This is a genomic window from Pseudomonas sp. SA195 (assembly GCF_054131565.1).
This window is the reverse complement of the sequence record NZ_CP096392.1, coordinates 1,139,740-1,158,512: the sequence shown is the minus strand read 5'-3', so window position 1 is coordinate 1,158,512 and position 18,773 is coordinate 1,139,740. Positions and strand designations below refer to the sequence as shown.

Sequence of the window (18,773 nt, the reverse complement as noted above, 5' to 3'; positions counted from 1 at the left end):
GTCACCGACGACATGAATACGCGCATGCCATACGGCATCGGAGAACGAGATGAACAGCTGGATCGACGCCCTCGCCGAGCTGCAACACAAAGGTGAACCCTGCGTGCTGGTGACCATCATCGAGGAGCGCGGATCGACGCCGCGTAACGCCGGGTCGAAGATGGTGGTCAGTCGTGAACACCTGTACGACACCATCGGCGGCGGCCATCTGGAATACAAGGCTCAGGCGATTGCCCGCGAGATGCTCGAAAACCGGGTGCGTGATACGCGGTTGGAACGCTTTTCCCTGGGCGCGAGCCTCGGCCAGTGCTGCGGTGGCGCCACCGTGCTGCTGTTCGAGCCCATGGGTCAGCCACAGGCGCATATCGCGGTGTTCGGTGCCGGCCACGTCGGCCGCGCACTGGTGCCGCTGCTTGCCAGCCTGCCGTGCAAGGTGCGCTGGATCGATTCGCGTGAAAACGAATTCCCGGCCCATATCCCAGCGGGCGTGGAAAAAGTCGTCAACGACGACGTCGTCGATGAAGTGGCCGAGATGCCGGCGGGCAGCTACTTCATCGTCATGACCCACAACCACCAGCTCGACCTGGAACTGACCGCGGCCATCCTCGAGCGTAACGATTTCACCTACTACGGGCTGATCGGCTCGAAGAGCAAGCGCGCCAAGTTCGAACACCGTCTGCGCGACCGTGGCTTCCAGCCCGACACCGTGCAACGCATGCGCTGCCCGATGGGTATTGCCGAGGTGAAGGGAAAGCTGCCGGTCGAAATTGCGGTATCCATCGCTGGCGAAGTGATCGCCACCTACAACGCCAACTTTGGTGAGAAAGCTCAGGACGGCGAAAAGCCGGTGCCGATGCTCGTGCCTGCATCACGCCGATCACAAACGGGCTGATACGCAAGGCGGCACTGCTCCCGGTGTCAATGCGCAACCGCCTACGATGAGCCCACAGGATCGCCAGCAAGCTGGCTCCTACAGGTACCACGGCGCTTTCGCAGTCAGTCTTTCCTACGCAACCTACATACAACGAATTTCTCGGAATCTTCATGTCCCAAACCAAAGCCTACCGTGCCGCCCTGCTTCACTGCCTTGCCGACCCGCGCGAGGTCGGTATCGAGCAATCTCACGAGTATTTCGAAGACGGCCTGCTGGTTGTCGGGGATGGAAAGATTGCCCAGATCGGCAGTGCTGCTGACCTACTTCCAACCCTGAAAGCGGGCACCGAGGTGGTCGAATACCCGGACGCGCTGATCACTCCCGGTTTCATCGACACCCACATCCATTACCCGCAGGTCGGCGTCATCGGCTCCTATGGCGCACAGCTGCTCGACTGGCTGGAAACCTACACCTTCCCAAACGAGGGCCGCTTCAGCGACATGGCTCACGCCCGCGAGCAGGCCGATCTTTTTCTTGGCGAGCTGCTGCGCAACGGCACCACCACCGCGCTGGTGTTCGGCACGGTGCACAAGCAGTCGGTGGACGCTTTCTTCGAGGCCTGCGAGAAGCGCAATCTGCGAATGATCGCCGGCAAGGTGCTGATGGATCGCAATGCACCGGAGTTTCTGACCGATACCGCAGAGTCCGGCTATGCCGATAGCAAGGAACTGATCGAGCGGTGGCACGGCAAGGGCCGCCTGCATTACGCCGTCACCCCGCGTTTCGCCCCGACCAGCACGCCGGAGCAGCTGACCCTCGCGGGTAAGCTGTTCGCCGAATTCCCCGACCTGTACATGCACACCCACATTTCCGAGAACAAGCAGGAAGTGGAATGGGTCAAGGCGCTGTTTCCCGAGCGCAGCGGTTATCTGGACGTCTACGACCATCACGGTTTGATAGGCGCGCGCTCGGTGTTCGCCCATGGCGTGCACCTGTGCGACGAGGAATGCCAGCGCCTCGGCGAGACCGGCTCGGCGGTGGCCTTCTGCCCCACCTCCAACCTGTTTCTCGGCAGCGGCCTGTTCGATCTGGCGAAGGTGGAATGCTACGGCGTGCGCGTCGGGCTGGGCACGGACGTCGGCGGCGGCACCAGCTTCTCGCAGCTGCAGAGCCTCAACGAGGCCTACAAGGTGCTGCAGCTACAGGGCCAGAAGCTCGATGCATTCAAGGCGTTGTATCTCGCCACACTCGGCGGGGCGCGGGCGCTCTATCTGGACGACAAGATCGGCAACCTGCAACCGGGCAAGGACGCCGACTTCGTGGTGCTCGATTACAAAGCGACACCGCTGATCGACTACCGCCTGAGCCAGGCCACGACGCTGCAGGAAAAACTCTTTGCCCTGATGATCCTCGGCGACGACCGCGCGGTGAAGGAAACCTACGCGGCCGGGGTTTCGGTACACCGAAAGGCATCGTGAACAGCAGATCGCACACGCGATGATCAATCGTCTCGCGAGCTAGGCAGACAGCGTGCTCTAACGCGTGGATCGCGTGATTCACCCTACGGCTCCAACGCTGCCATCAAAGTCTCGAGGTTGTGCTCGAACATGCCGAGGTATGTGCTGGCCGGCCCTTCACTGGCCAGCGCATCGGAATAGAGGGTACCGCCAACGGTGGCCCCGGCTTCGTCGGCGATTTGCTCGATCAAGCGCGGATCCCGGATGTTTTCCACGAAAACGGCACGCACGCCCTCACTGCGTATTTGTCGGATCAAGGCGGCGACCTCTGCCGCTGAAGGCTCGTCATGGGTGGACAATCCTTGCGGGGCGATGAACTGCAGCTGCCAGGCCTGTCCCAGATAACCGAAGGCATCATGACTGGTCACGACCTTGCGCTGGCTGGACGGCAGACGGCTAATGCGCTCGTCAGCCTTTTTTAGCAACGCGTGCAGGCGCGCCAGGTACGCATCGCGTCGCGTCTCGTAATCGCCGCGATGCGTGGGGTCGAGTTGTGCTAACGCTTGGGCGATATTGCGCACGTAGATCTCGGCATTGGCCAGGCTTTGCCACGCATGAGGATCCGGTACCTGTTCGCCGTCTTCTTCCAGCATCAACGGAACGACGCCCGCACTGGCGTTGATGCGCTTGCCCGCCGGCTCGCTGCTGGCCAGCAGGCGCTCCAGCCAAGGCTCGAACCCCAGCCCGTTGGCGACGATGAGGTCGGCACGCAGCAGCGCTTTAGCGTCGTCCGGGCTGGGCTCATACACATGCGCATCGGCGTCCGCATCGACCAGATTGGTCAGCTCGATTCGGTCGCCCCCGATTTCGCGCGTCAGGTCCGCCAGGATGCTGAAGCTGGTGACGACATCCAGTTTTTCGGCCGCCTGCAGCGAAAATGGCAACCACAGGGCTAATGTGAATAACAGATAACGCATGAAACACACCTCAAGGAGTGATGGGAAAAGCCTGAACGCGCAACAGGCCCTGCACCGGGCCCAGCAACATGGAAATCAGATAGAACGCACCGGCCAACAAGACGATGCAGGGGCCGCTAGGCAGGCTGACGTGAAACGAAAGCAACAGCCCTGCCCATACGCAGAGCGCTCCGAATAGCGCGGCAAGTGGGAGTAGAACGATCAGCCGGCGGCTCCAGAAGCGCGCTGCGGCCGCGGGTAGCATCATCAGCCCAACCACCATCAACGCACCGATGGCCTGAAAACCGATGACCAGATTGAGCACCACCAGCGTCAGAAACACCGCGTGAGCCAGCGGCCCGAAACGGCTGATGCTACGCAGGAAGAGCGGGTCCAGGCTGTCCAGCGCTAGTGCGCGGTACACCAAGGTCAACAGCACCAGGCTGAACGCGGCGGTGCCGAGCATCCCGTGCATTGTCGTGCCATCTACCGCCAGCGCGGAGCCAAACAGCAAGTGCAACAGGTCGAGCTTTCGTCCGGCCAGCCCGAGCAGCAAAACGCCGCTCGCCAACGAGATCGGATAAAGCGCTGCCAGGCTGGCATCTTCACGCAGCCCGGTCCGACGGCTGACCCAAGCCGAGGCGCCCGCCATGCCTAACCCAGCGATTAGCCCACCCACCGTCAACGCCGGCACGCTCAGGCCGAACAACCAAAACGCCAACGCAGCGCCGGGCAAGATGCCGTGGGCGATAGCATCACCGATCAGACTCATGCGCCGCAGGATCAGAAACACGCCTAGCGGGCCGGCACTGCAGGCCAATGCCACGCCACCGAACAATGCCCGACGCATGAAGGCAAACTCGGCAAAGGGTCCCCACAACAGATCGACTGTCACGCGACCTGCCGGAGAGCATGAGGCGCAACCAGCAGCTGCCGAAGTGGCCCGGCAACACAGCCGCTACGCGCTACAAGCAGACCATCGCACGCCCGCTCGGCGAGGCTGGCGAGGTTATGACTCACCAACATAAGCGTACGGCCTTCCGCTTGCCAACGTGCGAGGTGCTGCCACAACAGATCGAAACCGACTTCGTCCAGCGCGGCCTCGGGCTCATCGAGCAATAGCACTTGCGCGTCTGTCAGGGTCAGCCGCGCCAGCAATGCACGCTGCAGTTCGCCACCGGAGAGCGCATGCAAACCCTGCTCCTGCAGTTCGAGCAGGCCCCAGTCTGAGAGCACCTGACGCAGCCGTGCCTGCCGTTCACGTCGCCCGAGTACGCTGCGCCAGAAGCCGCCGGCTACCAGCTCGGCGAGGCGAATCGGAAACTGCCGGTCGACATACTGCTGCTGCGGCAGATAACCGATACCCCCGAGCCTCGGTGCCTCAACCTTGACACTTCCAGCCAGCGGTCGGTCCAGCCCGGCGATGACTTTGAGCAGGCTGCTCTTGCCGGAACCGTTGCTGCCAATCACAGCAGTCAAGCTCCCGGGCGCCGCGCTCAGATCGAGCGGTGGCGTCAGCGGCCGCCCGCTCGCCCCCCATTGCAAATGCGTACAACGGATCATTGCTACCTCGGTTTCTATCGGACGCCAGCCTGGTGTCTGGCATCAGGGCCAAGCGATAACGTAATAGTTATAACATAACAAAATCAGGCGAAAGCAATAGGCTCCCCGCCCGACTGAGGTGTTCAGGCTTGGCTATTCAAAGGTGGGCGTGTTTTTCGCAGCGGCGTCGCGATTCCGGCGAGCCGCTGCAGAGCGATTAGCGCGCCGCGCGCGGCTTTTTCTTCGCGAGGGCCAAGTGCGAGAACACGGCGTGCAAGTCGTCCGACGCGCCCTCTTCGTCGAGGTTGAGCTTGCTGTCGATGTGATCCATGTGATGCATCATCAGGCTCACTGCTTTGTCGCTGTCGCGCGCGGCAATGGCGTCGATCAGCTCGTTGTGCTCGTCGTAGGAACAGTGCGAGCGGTTGCCGCTCTCGTATTGGGCAATGATCAGCGATGTTTGCGACACCAGGCTGCGCTGGAAGCTCACCAGCGGGGCGTTACGCGCGGCCTCGGCCAGTTTGAGATGGAACTCGCCAGACAGGCGGATGCCAGCTCCGCGATCTCCACGGGCGAAACAGTCCTGCTCATCCTTGACCATTTGCCGCAGCTCGGCGAGCTGCTCGGCGCTGGCATGCTGTACGGCCAACTCGGTGATGGCCCTCTCGACGAGCCGCCGCGCAAAGAAGATCTGCCGCGCTTCATCGACGCTCGGGCTGGCCACTACCGCCCCGCGATTGGGCCGCAACAGCACTACCCCTTCGTGCGCGAGCCGCGACAGGGCGCGCCGAATGATGGTGCGACTCACGCCGAAGATTTCGCCGAGGGCTTCCTCGCTGAGCTTCGTGCCCGGGGCCAGCCGCTGTTCGAGAATCGCGTCAAAGATATGTGCGTAAACGATGTCGTCCTGGGTCCCGGTCCGGACCTTGCCGCTTCGAGTCGGCTTCTTCAGAGGCTGCAACTGTTCGTTCATGGTGACTCGCGTTCGGAAATGTCGGCAGCACGCACTTTACTGCGTTTCCGAGGTTCGCTGGCAGCTAGCGGGAATCAAATCGCGAAATAAATCCAAAATAATTGTGCACAATCAACAGCGTATAAAATCTCACGCACTTTGCCTGGCGGCGCGAGCCGACGCGCTAGCATTTCTTGGGAGCCAGGAGAACCGTGGCCGCCCGATCTCCCCGGCGAATTCCGTTTGCATTTTTTGTATACAAATAGATAATCGCGCCAGGCCATCCTGACCTTCAGGTCAAATACAAGGCGCTGCGCCTACACGCGGCCAGCCGGGGACGCGCCCTCACCATCACCTGCCTCAAGAGCGTCGCTCTGGGTGATCGACAACAAGAACGATGAGGAACACCTTGTGGAAAGCACCAAGCAGGAACAGGCGGCCCTTGGGCTGCAGCCGCAACCCACCGGTCTGCTCGACCGAATCTTCAAACTCAGCGCTCATGGAACGCGTGTCAGGACCGAACTGCTCGCCGGCCTCACGACCTTTGTCACCATGGCGTACATCATCTTCGTCAACCCCAACATCATGGCCGACGCCGGCATCGATCACGGCGCCGCCTTCGTCGCCACCTGCATTGGTGCGGCACTCGGCTGCCTGCTGATGGGCCTGTACGCGAACTGGCCGGTGGGCCTGGCGCCGGGCATGGGCCTCAACGCCTTCTTCACCTATACCGTCGTTGGCGAGATGGGCTACAGCTGGCAGATCGCCTTGGGCGCGGTCTTCCTCTCCGGCATCCTGTTCATGATCATGAGCCTGTCGCGACTGCGTGAATGGCTACTCAACAGCATCCCGATGAGCCTGCGCTTTGCAATGGGTGCGGGGGTGGGCTTATTCCTTGGTTTGATTGGCTTGAAGACCGCCGGCATCGTCGTTGACAGCCCCGCGACACTGCTCACCATGGGCTCTTTCGGCGAGCCCACCGCCCTGCTTGCCGCGGTGTGCTTCCTGATGATTGCCGTGCTCAGCCACCGCAATGTGTTCGGCGCCATCCTGTTGAGCATGCTCGCTGTGACCGGTATTGGCTGGGCCATGGGCCTGGTCGAATACAACGGTTTGGTCTCGATGCCGCCAAGCCTCGCGCCGACCTGGCTAGCGATGGACATTGCCGGCGCGCTGAATGTCGCGATGGTCAGCGTGATCCTGGCGTTTCTCTTCGTGAATATGTTCGACACGGCCGGGACGCTCATGGGCGTCGCCCACCGCGCTCATCTCGTCGACGAAGACGGCAAGATCCAGAACTTGTCCCGCGCGTTAAAAGCCGACAGCACCTCCAGCGTGGTCGGCGCCTTCGTCGGCTGCCCTCCGGTGACCAGTTACGTCGAAAGCGCCTCGGGCGTCGCCGCGGGTGGCCGGACGGGACTCACCGCCGTGACCGTCGGTGTGCTATTTCTGATTGCGATGTTCTTTGCCCCGCTGGCTGGCATGATCCCCGCCTATGCCACCGCGGGCGCGCTGATCTACGTGGCAATGCTGATGATGAGCGGCATGGCGCACATCGACTGGAAAGACCACACCGACACCATTCCTGCGATCGTGACGGTGGTGATGATGCCCCTTACCTTCTCAATCGCGAACGGCATCGCGTTGGGCTTCCTGACCTATGCCACGCTGAAGCTGCTCACCGGTCAGCGCGACAAGGTCTCGATCAGCCTGTATGTGTTGTGCGTGATCTTCATCGCCAAGTTCGCCTTTCTCTGAGCGAGGCGCATCGCCGCCCCGTCGCACCGCGGCGGGGCTTTCTTATTAAAGTCAGGAGGGTGAAATGAGTCTGGAAACCTGGTTGTTGTATGCGAGTGCGGCGCTGGTAGTGATCCTGATCCCCGGCCCGCTGTCGCTGCTGATGATCAGCAACAGCCTGAATCACGGGGTGCGTCGCTCGTGGCCGGCGTTTCTTGGTGGGGTGACGGCTTCCATTCTCCTGCTCAGCGCCTCGGCGCTCGGCCTCGGCGCCATCCTGATGGCCTCGGAACGGCTATTCAGCACGCTCAAGCTGATCGGCGCGCTGTACTTGTTCTACCTCGCGTGGCAGAGCTGGCAGGAAGCACGCCGCGCGCCAGCTGCGCGTGAGATCAATGGAGCGGTATCGGCTCCGCGCTTCGGCCGACTGTTCGGGCAGGCCTTCCTGCTAGGAGGCAGCAACCCGAAGGACATTTTGTTCTTCGCCGCATTTCTGCCGCAGTTTCTCAATGCGGAGCAGCCATTGCTGACGCAGTTGCTGGTGATGATCGCTACTTGGGCCGTACTGGACCTGTGCTGCAAGCTGGCCTATGGGCTGGGCGCGCAGGGCGCGGCGCGTTACCTGCGCACCGGGAAGGGGCATGTGTGGTTCAACCGAACGAGTGCGGCGCTGTTTGGGGGCGCGGGGGCGGCTTCGTTGATGAGCCGGTAGGCGCTTTGAAGCGATGCCCATAGCCAGTTGGTTGGCTGGGGCATTGATTTCGCCTTGCTGGGCGCGTTCCGACATCTGGATCTGATCGCTATGCGACCGGGCCTCTCTCACTACGGCGCCGCTCCCAGGGCACGTTACGAAGAGTCCGAGTCGCCTGTAGGTCTTAAGCCGTTGTACTTCGGTGGAAAAACGCAGCGCGGCCTTCCACTCTAACGATCAGCGACACAAAAGAAGGTAAGCAGTCCTGCAACTGGCGCCGAGCGACACACGCCAAACCCCACCCCCCATAAAAAACCCGCCATTAAGGCGGGTAAAAGGACTCCAGTAGAGTCAGCACTTAAGAAACCGGACTAGCTGCCCCGATACGTCGAATAGCTATACGGCGATATCAACAAAGGCACGTGGTAATGGTCCTGCTCGGCATCGATGCCAAACCGCAATACCACCACATCAAGAAAAGCTGGCTCGGTTAGCGCCACCCCACGACGGCGGTAGTAGTCACCCGCAGAAAACTGCAGCTGATAAACACCGGACCGATAGTCGTCGCCTTCCAACAACGGCGTGTCACAGCGGCCATCGGCATTGGTCTGGCGCGTGGCGACCCGCTCCAGGCGGTCGCCCTCGACCCGATAGAGTTCGATGCAGATATCGCTGCCCGGGCAGCCGTGGGCAGCATCCAATACGTGTGTGGTCAAACGTCCCATAGGTTCCAGCACGACGGCGCGAACCGCCCTGCCCGCCTCCTTAGTGGTGATTGGTGACCGGAGCATAGCACTCCGCACAAAAATTAAAGACAGTTTTCTTTTGAATTGTACACAACTCGCGATTTCCATATCTGGCCCGCTTCCTGCTGCACAAAAGCACAAGGCATAAGGCCAAGCGCCGCTCGGCATAGAAAAACGATAGGGGCAGACGGCGTCACCGATGAGGCGAGACAGAAATAATCCTGGATTTTTGATTTACAAACCACAAATCGTTTTGTATACAATTGAGCCATACAGGTTGCCGGACCTTCTACGCGGCGGCCCGGTTCGAACAAGGAACGACAATGAGCGCCGACTACCCTCGTGACCTTATCGGCTACGCCGAGAACCCACCCCATCCGCACTGGCCGGGCGACGCCCGTATCGCCCTGTCCTTCGTGCTGAATTATGAGGAAGGTGGCGAGCGCAGCGTGCTGCATGGTGATAAGGAATCCGAAGCCTTCCTCTCCGAGATGGTCGCCGCTCAGCCGCTTCAGGGCGTGCGCAACATGAGCATGGAGTCGCTGTATGAATACGGCAGCCGCGCTGGCGTCTGGCGCCTGCTCAAGCTGTTCAAGCGCCATGACATACCCCTGACGATCTTCGCCGTGGCCATGGCCGCGCAGCGCCACCCGGACGTGATCAAAGCCATGGTCGCCGACGGTCACGAAATCTGCAGCCACGGCTATCGCTGGATCGACTACCAGTACATGAACGAAGCCCAGGAACGCGAGCACATGCAGGAGGCGATCCGCATACTCACCGAGCTGACCGGCGAACGCCCGCTCGGCTGGTACACCGGCCGCACCGGGCCGAACACGCGTCGCCTGGTGCGTGAGGAAGGCGGTTTCCTCTATGACTCCGATACCTATGACGACGACCTGCCCTACTGGGACCCGGAGTCGACGCCCGCCAAGCCGCATCTGGTGATTCCCTACACGCTGGACACCAATGACATGCGCTTCACCCAGGTGCAGGGCTTCAACAAGGGTGACGACTTCTTCGAATACCTGAAGGACGCCTTTGATGTGCTCTATGCAGAAGGCTGCGAGGGCGCGCCGAAAATGCTGTCCATTGGCATGCACTGTCGCCTGCTGGGTCGCCCCGCTCGTCTGGCCGCGCTGCAGCGCTTCATCGAGTATGCCAAGGGGCACGACAAGGTCTGGTTCGCCCGCCGCGTCGATATCGCACGCCATTGGCACGCCACCCACCCCATGACCGCGGAGCGCAATTGATGACCCCGTTCAAAACGATCAAGCCGTCGACCCTGGACCGCGACGCCTTCGTCGCCGCCTTCGCCGATGTTTACGAGCATTCGCCCTGGGTCGCCGAGACGGTCTATGGCGCTGGCGTCGACGAGACGCTGGATTACGTCGAGGTGATGCACACCCGCCTGTCCCAGGCGATGCTCGCCGCCGGCCACGACACCCAACTGGCGCTGGTCAATGCGCACCCGGACCTGGCCGGCAAGGCCGCCGTGCGTGGCGAGCTGACCGCATCGAGCACCTCCGAGCAGGCCGGCGCCGGTATCCATGAATGCACGCCCGAGGAATTCGCCCGCTTCACCGAACTCAACGAGGCCTACAAGGCCAAGTTCGGCTTCCCTTTCATCATGGCGGTCAAGGGCAGCAACCGGCACCAGATCCTCGCGGCGTTCGAAGAGCGCATCCACAACAGCCCGGATCAGGAGTTCGCCCGAGCGCTGGCCGAAATCAACAAGATCGCCCTGTTCCGGCTGCAGGCGATGTAGCCGGAACGGGAAATAGGCAACACCGCAACACAGGCAATAAAGGCAGAAACCGCTCCACTCAATTCAAGGCAGATCGCGATGAAAGCTTACGCCGTACCCTTCGAAAAATACGTCAACCTGGCCGACGCCCGCCTGGGCACCAAGGCCATTTCCGTCACCGACGATTGGTTCGCCGACGTCAACCGGTTGTTCCAGCCAACACCGGCCGTATGGAAGGAGGGCGTGTTCGATGACAACGGCAAGTGGATGGACGGCTGGGAGTCGCGCCGCAAGCGCTTCGAAGGCTACGACCATGCGGTGATTCGCCTCGGCGTGCCGGGTCAGATCAAGGGTGTGGATATCGACACCAGCTTCTTCACTGGCAACTACCCGCCGTCCGCCTCGCTAGAAGCCTGTTTCCTCGCCGAAGGCGACCCAGACGACAGCACCCAGTGGACTGAGATCCTTCCCGCGGTAGAACTGCAAGGCAACAGCCATCACTACCACGAGATCGCCTTCGACAAGCCGGTCAGCCACCTGCGCTTCAACATCTACCCGGACGGCGGCATCGCCCGTCTGCGTGTACATGGCATTCCGTACCGTGACTGGAGCACGGTCGGCGACAACGAGCAGCTCGACCTCGCCTCGGCGCTCAATGGCGGCCGCGCACTGGCCTGCTCCGACGAGCATTTCGGCCGCATGAGCAACATCCTCAATCCGAACCGTGGCGAGAACATGGGCGACGGCTGGGAAACCGCCCGCCGCCGTACGCCGGGCAATGACTGGGTGATCGTCGCCCTCGGCCATCCGGGCGAGATCGAGCGCATCGTCGTCGACACGCTGCACTTCAAAGGCAACTACCCGGACAGCTGCTCGATCCAGGCGGCCTACGTCAAAGGCGGCACCGACAGCCAGATCGAAACCCAGAGCCTGTTCTGGCGTGAGCTGCTGCCGAGCCAGAAGCTCGAGATGCATGCCGAGCATGAGTTCAGCGAACAGATCGCTAAGCTTGGCCCGATTACCCATGTACGCCTGAACATCTTCCCGGACGGCGGCGTCAGCCGGCTGCGGTTGTTTGGCAAAGCAGTGAAGTAACCGTTGAGGCGGCATCGGCCAGATACCGCTTCAGGCATAGACCGTAGGAGCGAGCTTGCTCGCGAATGACCCACCCCAGGATCGCGAGCAAGCTCGCTCCTACAGAACAGCTAACGAGCACAGCATGCGCACACTCAAGATCGAACCGTTGACCAAGGAAGCCTTCGCCCCCTTCGGCGACGTCATCGAAACCGAAGGCAGCGACTACTTCATGATCAACAACGGCTCGACCCGTCGCTATCACAAGCTGGCCACAGTCGAGACCGCCGCGCCCGAGGATCAGGCGATCATCAGCATCTTCGCCGCCGAGGCGCTGAACATGCCGCTGGTCATTCGCATGCTCGAAAGACACCCGCAGGGCAGCCAGGCCTTCATTCCGCTGCTCGGCAACCCTTTTCTGGTCGTGGTCGCGCCACTTGGCGATGCACCTGTACCGGGTCACGTCCGCGCCTTCCGCAGCAACGGCAGGCAGGGCGTCAATTACCACCGCGGCGTCTGGCACCACCCGGTGCTGACGATCGAAAAGCGGGATGAATTCCTGGTGGTCGATCGCAGCGGTTCTGGGAACAACTGCGACGAGCATTTTTTCACCGAGGATGAGCAGGTTCTCCTCGACCCCCACCGGGACTCCGAACAGGCGACCGACTGACCCCGAAGGGCATTTTCCAGGCTGCCGTGCACAGCCGAGAGAACGTGCGTGCTTCAGAACAGACCGGACACTTGCGACGAGTCGAATAAGAAGAAACAGCGGTTGGTCCGCCAGCCGTGCAAGAGGTAACTATCGTGGAAGCACATCTGACCGAATGGCTGAACCTTACTATTCGCTGGATTCACATGATCGTCGGCATCGCCTGGATCGGTGCCTCGTTCTATTTCGTCTGGCTGGAAAACAACCTTAACCGCGCCAACCCGCGCGACGGTCTTTCGGGTGACCTCTGGGCCATTCACGGCGGGGGCATTTACCACCTTGAGAAGTACAAGCTGGCACCGCCGCAGATGCCGGAGAACCTGCACTGGTTCAAGTGGGAGGCCTACACCACCTGGCTGTCGGGCGTGACCCTGCTGATGGTCGTGTACTACCTCAACCCCACCCTGTATTTGATCGCACCGGGTAGCGACATGACCCCAGCGATGGCCATCGCCATCGGCTTTGGCTCACTGATCGTCGGCTGGTTCGTCTATGACCTGCTCTGCGACTCGCCGCTGGGCAAAAAGCCCGCACTGCTCGGCCTGGTGCTGTTCGTTTTGGTGATCTTTGCCGCCTGGGCCTACTCACAGGTGTTCAGCGGCCGCGCCGCTTATATCCACACCGGCGCGCTGATTGGCACCATCATGGTCGGCAACGTGTTCCGCATCATCATGCCGGCCCAGCGCGCACTGGTCGCTGCCATCGAACAGAACCGCACGCCAGACCCGGTGCTGCCGGCCAAGGGCCTGTTGCGCTCGCGCCACAACAACTACTTCACCCTGCCCGTGCTGTTCATCATGATCAGCAACCACTTCCCGAGCACCTACGGCAGCCAGTACAACTGGGCAATCCTGGCCGGAATTTCGGTGCTGGCCGTGTTGGTGCGTCACTACTTCAACACCCGTCATGACAGCAACCGCTTCGCCTGGGCCCTGCCCGCTGCGGCCGTCGGCATGATCTGCCTGGCGTTCGTCACCGCGCCGAACCGCCAGGGTGGTGTGCCCAACGCCGCCCCGACCAGCCCGCGTGAGCAGAGCATCGAAGCGCAGCAGGCCGCGGCAGTAACGCCGGCAGAGCAAAGCGGAAACAGCGAGTTCGCTGAAGTCCATCGGATCATCAACGAACGCTGCACCGTTTGCCATGCCGCTGCGCCCAGCAGCCCGCTGTTCAGCGCAGCGCCTGCGGGTGTGATGTTCGACACCCCTGAACAGATCCGCCAGCAAGCCGCCAAGATCCATGCGCAAGCCGTGGCCAGCCAAATCATGCCGCTCGGCAACATGACCAACATGACCCAGGAAGAGCGCGACCAGCTCGGCGCCTGGATCGACAAGGGCGCGCCGATCGACTGATCGCGCCCACGGCGCCGCGCCCTTGCTGGCGCGGCGTCTGCCTTCCAACCGACTCGACCACGCCCCTGCGAGGTTTCACGAACAGCACCCGGCACGGCCGGACCCCCCAAGCACCATTCCCGGCTCCGCACGTTCAGCGGGGCCACCGCGACCCTCCAATAACAAAAGCGTCCGAGGTGTTTTTGCATGAACGATGTGACCGAGCGGGAAACCGCGTCAGCCACGGAAACGCGGCTGCCCCTGCTGCAGATGCTGCTGGTGAGCTTCCAGCATGTACTGCTGATGTATGGCGGGGCCGTCGCCGTCCCGTTGATCGTGGGCCAGGCGGCGGGGCTGTCGCGTGACGAAATTGCCTTTTTGATCAACGCCGATCTGCTCGTTGCCGGCATCGCTACCGTTGTGCAATCCATGGGCATCGGGCCAGTCGGCATCCGCATGCCCGTGACGATGGGCGCCAGCTTCGCCGCGGTGAGCAGCATGGTGGTGATGGCCGGCATGCCCGGCGTGGGAATGACCGGCATCTTCGGCGCGACCATCGCGGCAGGCTTCTTCGGGCTGTTGATCGCGCCCTTCGTGTGCAAGATTGTTCGGCTGTTTCCGCCGCTGGTAACGGGCACCGTGATCACGGCCATCGGCCTGTCGCTGTTTCCGGTCGCCGTGAACTGGGCGGGCGGGGGCAGCGGGACCGGCCAGTTCGGCGCCCTGCCCTATCTCGGCGTGGCCGCGGCGGTACTGACGGTGATTCTGCTGATCAATCAGTTCATGCGGGGTTTCTGGGTCAATGTCTCGGTGCTGATCGGCATGGGCCTCGGCTACGTGCTGGCAGGTGCCCTGGGCATGGTCGATCTCAGCGGATTGGATGCTGCGCCCGCCGTGCAGCTGGTGACGCCAAACCACTTCGGGGCACCGCAGTTCCTGCTCGCGCCCATTCTGTCGATGTGTCTGGTGGTGGTGATCATCTTCGTCGAGTCAGCCGGCATGTTCCTGGCGCTGGGCAAGATCACCGGTCAGGAAGTCGATCCGAGGCAACTGCGCCGGGGCCTGCTGTGCGACGCCGGCGCGACCTTTCTGGCCGGCTTCATGAACACGTTTACCCACTCGTCCTTTGCGCAGAATATCGGCCTGGTGCAGATGACTGGCGTGCGTAGCCGCTACGTCACGGCCATCGCCGGTCTCTTTCTCATCACGCTGAGTTTGCTGCCCAAGGCGGCGTTTCTCGTGGCCTCGATCCCGGCGGCCGTGCTTGGCGGCGCGGGCATCGCCATGTTCGGCATGGTCGCCGCAACGGGCATCAAAATCCTTCAGGAGGCCGATATTGGCGATCGACGCAACCAGTTGCTGGTCGCGGTAAGCATCGGCTTGGGGATGGTGCCGGTGGTGCGGCCCGAGTTCTTCGCCCACTTACCGCACTGGATGGAGCCCATCACCCACAGCGGCATCGCCGTGGCGACCCTCAGCGCCGTGACGCTCAACCTGCTGTTCAATGTTCTGGGTGGCCCGGAGCGCCATGCACTGACAGGTGCCGCGCACCACTGACAGGCACCCGACCGGGAGCCTGCCACGGGCGGGCTCCGCGCACCGCGGCGTTCTTCCCGATGCTCGACAAGCCATGCGCCCCCGTTAAAATGCGGCGCCCGCCTGCCGAACCGAGAAGGACTGACCCATGATCGAAGCCACCTGGATCGCCTTCGCTTTCGCGCTCGGGCTCGCCTCGAGATCGATCGGCCTGCCGCCGCTGATCGGCTATCTGGGTGCCGGCTTCGCCCTGGCAGCCTTTGGCGATCGGATCGGTGTCGGCCCGCGGGACAGCGAAATCCTCGCCCACCTCGCCCATCTCGGCGTGCTGCTGTTGCTCTTCACCGTCGGGCTCAAGCTCAAGCTGAGCAACCTGGTACGGCGCGAGGTGATCGGCGGCAGCCTGCTGCACTTCGGCATTTCCAGCCTGATCGTGCTGCCCGCGATCTTCTTCTTTCTCGATACGACGTGGCGCGACAGCCTCTTGCTGGCGGTCGCGCTGTCATTTTCCAGCACCGTGCTGGCGGCCAAGGTGCTCGAAGGCAAGCGCGAATTGCGCGCCTTCCATGGCCGCGTCGCGATCGGCGTGCTCATCATCCAGGACCTGATTGCCCTCGTGGTGATGAGCATCGCCAGCGGCAAGGTGCCCTCCGCCTGGGCCCTGCTGGTATTCCTCTTGCCGCTGCTTCGCCCGTTGCTGTTCCGCCTGCTCGACTACAGCGGTCACGAAGAACTCATGGTGTTGCTCGGCCTGATGCTGGCGCTGGTCGCGGGCGGCCTGGGCTTCGAATATGTCGGCCTCAGCTCGGAACTGGGCGCCCTGGCGTTCGGCGCGATGCTCGCCAAGCACAAGCGCGCGACCGAACTTTCCAACTCGCTGTGGGCAATCAAGGAAGTCTTCCTCGTCGGCTTCTTCCTGCAGATCGGCATCGGCGGGCTGCCGGACATGGATGCGATGCTCTTCGCCGGCGCCGTTGCGCTGCTGCTGCCGCTCAAGGGCGCGCTGTTCTTCTTCCTCTTCCTGCTGTTCCGCCTGCGCGCGCGCAGCGCCTTTCTCAGCGCCTCGAGCCTGACCAACTACAGCGAATTCGGCCTGATCGTCGCCAGCGTCGTGTTGCCACAATGGCTGACACCGCTGGCAATCACGGTGGCATTGTCGTTCGTCATCTCGGCGCAACTGAACCGGATTTCGCACCCGCTCTACGATCGCCTGGCCAAACGCCTGATTCCGCTCGAACGTGACATCCGCCACCCGGACGAACAGCCCGTTTCGCTCGGCGACGCGCAGATTCTGGTCATGGGCATGGGCCGTACCGGGCGCGCCGCCTACGATCATCTCAAGGCGCAGGGCTGGCGCCTGATCAGCCTCGACTCGGACCTGGTCACGGTGAAGAAGAGCAGCGAGAACGACCGCCATGTGCTGTTCGCCGATGCCGAGGATCAGATGTTCTGGGAGAGCCTGGAGATGAATCAGGTCAAGGCGGTGATCCTGGCGATGAACGATCCGGAGGCGAAGATCATTTCTACCCGCAAGCTGCGTGGCAAGGGCTTCAGCGGCCTGATCGTCTCGCATGCCATGTATGACGATATCGCCAAGCAGATCGAAGCCGCCGGCGCGGACCGTACCTACCTGACGATGAGCGAAGCCGGCGCGGGCCTGGCCGAGCATGTCGCGAGAGAGCTACGCGCGGCCCATTGACACGGCGGGTGCACGGCCGTCCGGATTGTGCACAATTACAAAATTTATTGTTTCATCTCCTGTCCACAGGTTGTTATAGTCGAGCGCATCCTGACCGAGCGAACAGCTTTTTTCGGCCAGTGATAGAGGTCCGTGCAGCCTCGAAAGCCCATGACCGAACAATAACGAATGGCAGGCTTGACTCATGACCGCAACCGAACCCAGGAGCGGTGACGCTCCCAATCAGGACCTGATCTACCAGCTGGAAGATCGCCCCGGTCCACTCCCCGCCACCTTCGCCGCGATCCAGCATGTGCTGGCCAGTTTCGTCGGCGTGATCACTCCGACCCTGATCATCGGCAGCGTGCTGGGCCTGGGCGAGCATGTGCCCTATCTGGTCAGCATGGCGCTGTTCGTTTCCGGCATCGGAACCTTCATCCAGGCCAGGCGCGTCGGCCCGATCGGCGCCGGCATGCTCTGCCTGCAGGGCACCAGCTTCGGCTTTCTCAGCGTGGTGCTGGCGGCCGGCTTCATCGTCAAGAACCGCGGCGGCACCCCGGAAGACATCCTCGCGACGCTCTTCGGTGTGAGCTTCTGCGCGGCGTTCGTCGAGATCGCCGTCAGCCGCTGCATCGACCGGCTGCGCCGGATCATCACACCCGTGGTCACCGGCACCATCATCAGCCTGATGGGCCTGTCGCTGATCAAGGTCTCGATGACCGACATCGCTGGCGGTTACGGCGCCGAAGACCCCGGCGCCCTGCCCAACCTCGCACTGGCCGGTCTGGTGCTTGGCACCATCATCGTGCTCAACCGCTTCGGCATTCCGCTGCTGCGGCTGTCCGCGGTGATCGTCGCGCTGGTGGTGGGCTACGCCGCCGCCTGGATGATGGGCATGGTGGATTTTTCCAGCCTCGCCACGCTACCGGCACTGAGCGTGCCGCAGCCATTCAAGTTCGGCTTCGCCTTCGACTGGATGGCCTTCATCCCCATCGCGGTGATCTTTCTCATCACGCCGCTGGAAACGGCGGGCGACCTCACCGCGAATTCGATGATTTCGCGTCAGCCGGTCAAGGGCCCGCTGTACCTCAAGCGGATCAAGGGCGGCATCCTGGGCGACGGCTGCAGCTCGCTGCTCGCCGCGACCTTCAACAGCCTGCCGATGACCACCTTCAGCCAGAACAACGGCGTGATCCAGCTCACCGGCGTGGCCAGCCGGCACGTCGGGCTGTACATCGCCGCGATCCTCATCCTGCTGGCGCTGTTCCCGGTCGTTGGCGGCGTGCTGCAACTGATGCCCAAGCCGGTGCTCGGCGGCGCGACCTTGATCATGTTCGGCACGGTTGCCATCGCCGGCATCAAGATACTCGCCGAAGCCGGGCTCAACCGCCGCAACATGCTCATCGTCGCCATCTCGCTGGGCCTGGGGCTGGGCGTGGCAGCGGTACCGGATGTGCTCAACCACCTGCCCGAGGTGCTGAAGAACATCTTCGGTTCACCCATCACCATCGGTGCCTTCAGCGCGATCCTGCTCAACTTCTTCCTGCCCCGCGAACCGGAGGAAGACGACAACTACGACCCGGACAACCTGATCGAGGACACGATCGGCACCAACACCCTGGCCGTGAACATCCCGGACTATTCCAAGACCGAGCCCAAGGCGATCACCCGCGATCCCTCCGCCCAACTCACCCCGACCGGCTGACCGCGCGCCGGGCATCGCAGCCTGGCGCGCCCCTCCGCCTA

General features: G+C 62.4%; 17 protein-coding genes. 12 read left to right on the top strand and 5 right to left on the bottom strand.

Going from position 1 to position 18,773, the window contains the following annotated elements:
• Positions 1-49: 49 nt before the first annotated feature.
• Both xdhC and guaD read left to right on the top strand, forming a co-directional pair.
• Positions 50-892, top strand: coding sequence for a xanthine dehydrogenase accessory protein XdhC (gene xdhC, locus M1D78_RS05290; protein WP_437420243.1), 843 nt, complete (start codon positions 50-52; stop codon positions 890-892).
• Between the two features lie 152 nt (positions 893-1,044).
• The gene (gene guaD / locus M1D78_RS05285; protein WP_437420244.1) at positions 1,045-2,352 is read left to right on the top strand and encodes a guanine deaminase; all 1,308 of its coding nucleotides are present in this window, start codon (positions 1,045-1,047) and stop codon (positions 2,350-2,352) included.
• 83 nt (positions 2,353-2,435) lie between these two features.
• On the opposite strand, the gene M1D78_RS05280 is transcribed toward guaD, so the two are convergent.
• From M1D78_RS05280 to M1D78_RS05265, 4 genes are all read right to left on the bottom strand, one after another.
• On the bottom strand, positions 2,436-3,308 hold the full coding sequence (locus M1D78_RS05280; RefSeq protein ID WP_437420245.1) for a metal ABC transporter substrate-binding protein: 873 nt from the start codon (positions 3,306-3,308) through the stop codon (positions 2,436-2,438).
• A 10-nt stretch (positions 3,309-3,318) separates the two neighbouring features.
• Complete coding sequence (locus M1D78_RS05275) at positions 3,319-4,137, bottom strand: metal ABC transporter permease (RefSeq protein ID WP_437420391.1); 819 nt, start codon at positions 4,135-4,137, stop codon at positions 3,319-3,321.
• A gap of 41 nt (positions 4,138-4,178) precedes the next feature.
• Entirely contained in the window at positions 4,179-4,850 is a 672-nt protein-coding gene (locus M1D78_RS05270) for a metal ABC transporter ATP-binding protein (protein ID WP_437420246.1), read from the bottom strand.
• A 196-nt stretch (positions 4,851-5,046) separates the two neighbouring features.
• Positions 5,047-5,802, bottom strand: coding sequence for a GntR family transcriptional regulator (locus tag M1D78_RS05265; protein WP_437420247.1), 756 nt, complete (start codon positions 5,800-5,802; stop codon positions 5,047-5,049).
• A gap of 390 nt (positions 5,803-6,192) precedes the next feature.
• Here M1D78_RS05265 and M1D78_RS05260 point away from each other — a divergent pair, with 390 nt between their 5' ends.
• Entirely contained in the window at positions 6,193-7,539 is a 1,347-nt protein-coding gene (locus M1D78_RS05260; protein ID WP_437420392.1) for an NCS2 family permease, read from the top strand.
• A 64-nt stretch (positions 7,540-7,603) separates the two neighbouring features.
• Positions 7,604-8,230 carry a LysE family translocator gene (locus tag M1D78_RS05255; RefSeq protein WP_437420248.1) on the top strand — a complete coding sequence of 209 codons (627 nt, stop codon included), beginning with the start codon at positions 7,604-7,606 and terminating at the stop codon, positions 8,228-8,230.
• Between the two features lie 350 nt (positions 8,231-8,580).
• Here the strand turns inward: M1D78_RS05255 and uraH are convergent, their stop codons facing one another.
• Positions 8,581-8,934, bottom strand: a complete 354-nt coding sequence (gene uraH / locus M1D78_RS05250) for a hydroxyisourate hydrolase (RefSeq protein ID WP_437420249.1) — start codon at positions 8,932-8,934, stop codon at positions 8,581-8,583.
• Between the two features lie 344 nt (positions 8,935-9,278).
• Here uraH and puuE point away from each other — a divergent pair, with 344 nt between their 5' ends.
• The 8 genes from puuE (at position 9,279) to M1D78_RS05210 (ending at position 18,732) form a co-directional block, all read left to right on the top strand.
• Positions 9,279-10,208 (top strand): allantoinase PuuE, encoded by a 930-nt coding sequence (gene puuE / locus M1D78_RS05245; RefSeq protein ID WP_437420250.1) that lies wholly within the window; start codon positions 9,279-9,281, stop codon positions 10,206-10,208.
• A complete protein-coding gene (gene uraD, locus M1D78_RS05240; RefSeq protein ID WP_437420251.1) occupies positions 10,208-10,723 on the top strand; it encodes a 2-oxo-4-hydroxy-4-carboxy-5-ureidoimidazoline decarboxylase in 516 nt (171 codons plus the stop codon). The genes puuE and uraD overlap by 1 nt, the downstream gene beginning before the upstream one ends.
• 78 nt (positions 10,724-10,801) lie before the next feature.
• Positions 10,802-11,797: an allantoicase gene (alc, locus tag M1D78_RS05235; RefSeq protein ID WP_437420252.1), complete on the top strand. Its 996-nt coding sequence runs from the start codon at positions 10,802-10,804 to the stop codon at positions 11,795-11,797.
• A 124-nt stretch (positions 11,798-11,921) separates the two neighbouring features.
• Positions 11,922-12,446, top strand: a complete 525-nt coding sequence (locus tag M1D78_RS05230) for an ureidoglycolate lyase (protein ID WP_437420253.1) — start codon at positions 11,922-11,924, stop codon at positions 12,444-12,446.
• 134 nt (positions 12,447-12,580) lie between these two features.
• Positions 12,581-13,834 carry a urate hydroxylase PuuD gene (locus M1D78_RS05225; protein WP_437420254.1) on the top strand — a complete coding sequence of 418 codons (1,254 nt, stop codon included), beginning with the start codon at positions 12,581-12,583 and terminating at the stop codon, positions 13,832-13,834.
• A 186-nt stretch (positions 13,835-14,020) separates the two neighbouring features.
• Positions 14,021-15,370, top strand: coding sequence for a nucleobase:cation symporter-2 family protein (locus M1D78_RS05220; RefSeq protein ID WP_437420255.1), 1,350 nt, complete (start codon positions 14,021-14,023; stop codon positions 15,368-15,370).
• A 127-nt stretch (positions 15,371-15,497) separates the two neighbouring features.
• A complete protein-coding gene (locus tag M1D78_RS05215; RefSeq protein WP_437420256.1) occupies positions 15,498-17,048 on the top strand; it encodes a cation:proton antiporter domain-containing protein in 1,551 nt (516 codons plus the stop codon).
• Positions 17,049-17,232: 184 nt separating this feature from the next.
• On the top strand, positions 17,233-18,732 hold the full coding sequence (locus M1D78_RS05210) for a nucleobase:cation symporter-2 family protein (RefSeq protein WP_243606330.1): 1,500 nt from the start codon (positions 17,233-17,235) through the stop codon (positions 18,730-18,732).
• The last annotated feature ends 41 nt before the right edge of the window (positions 18,733-18,773 follow it).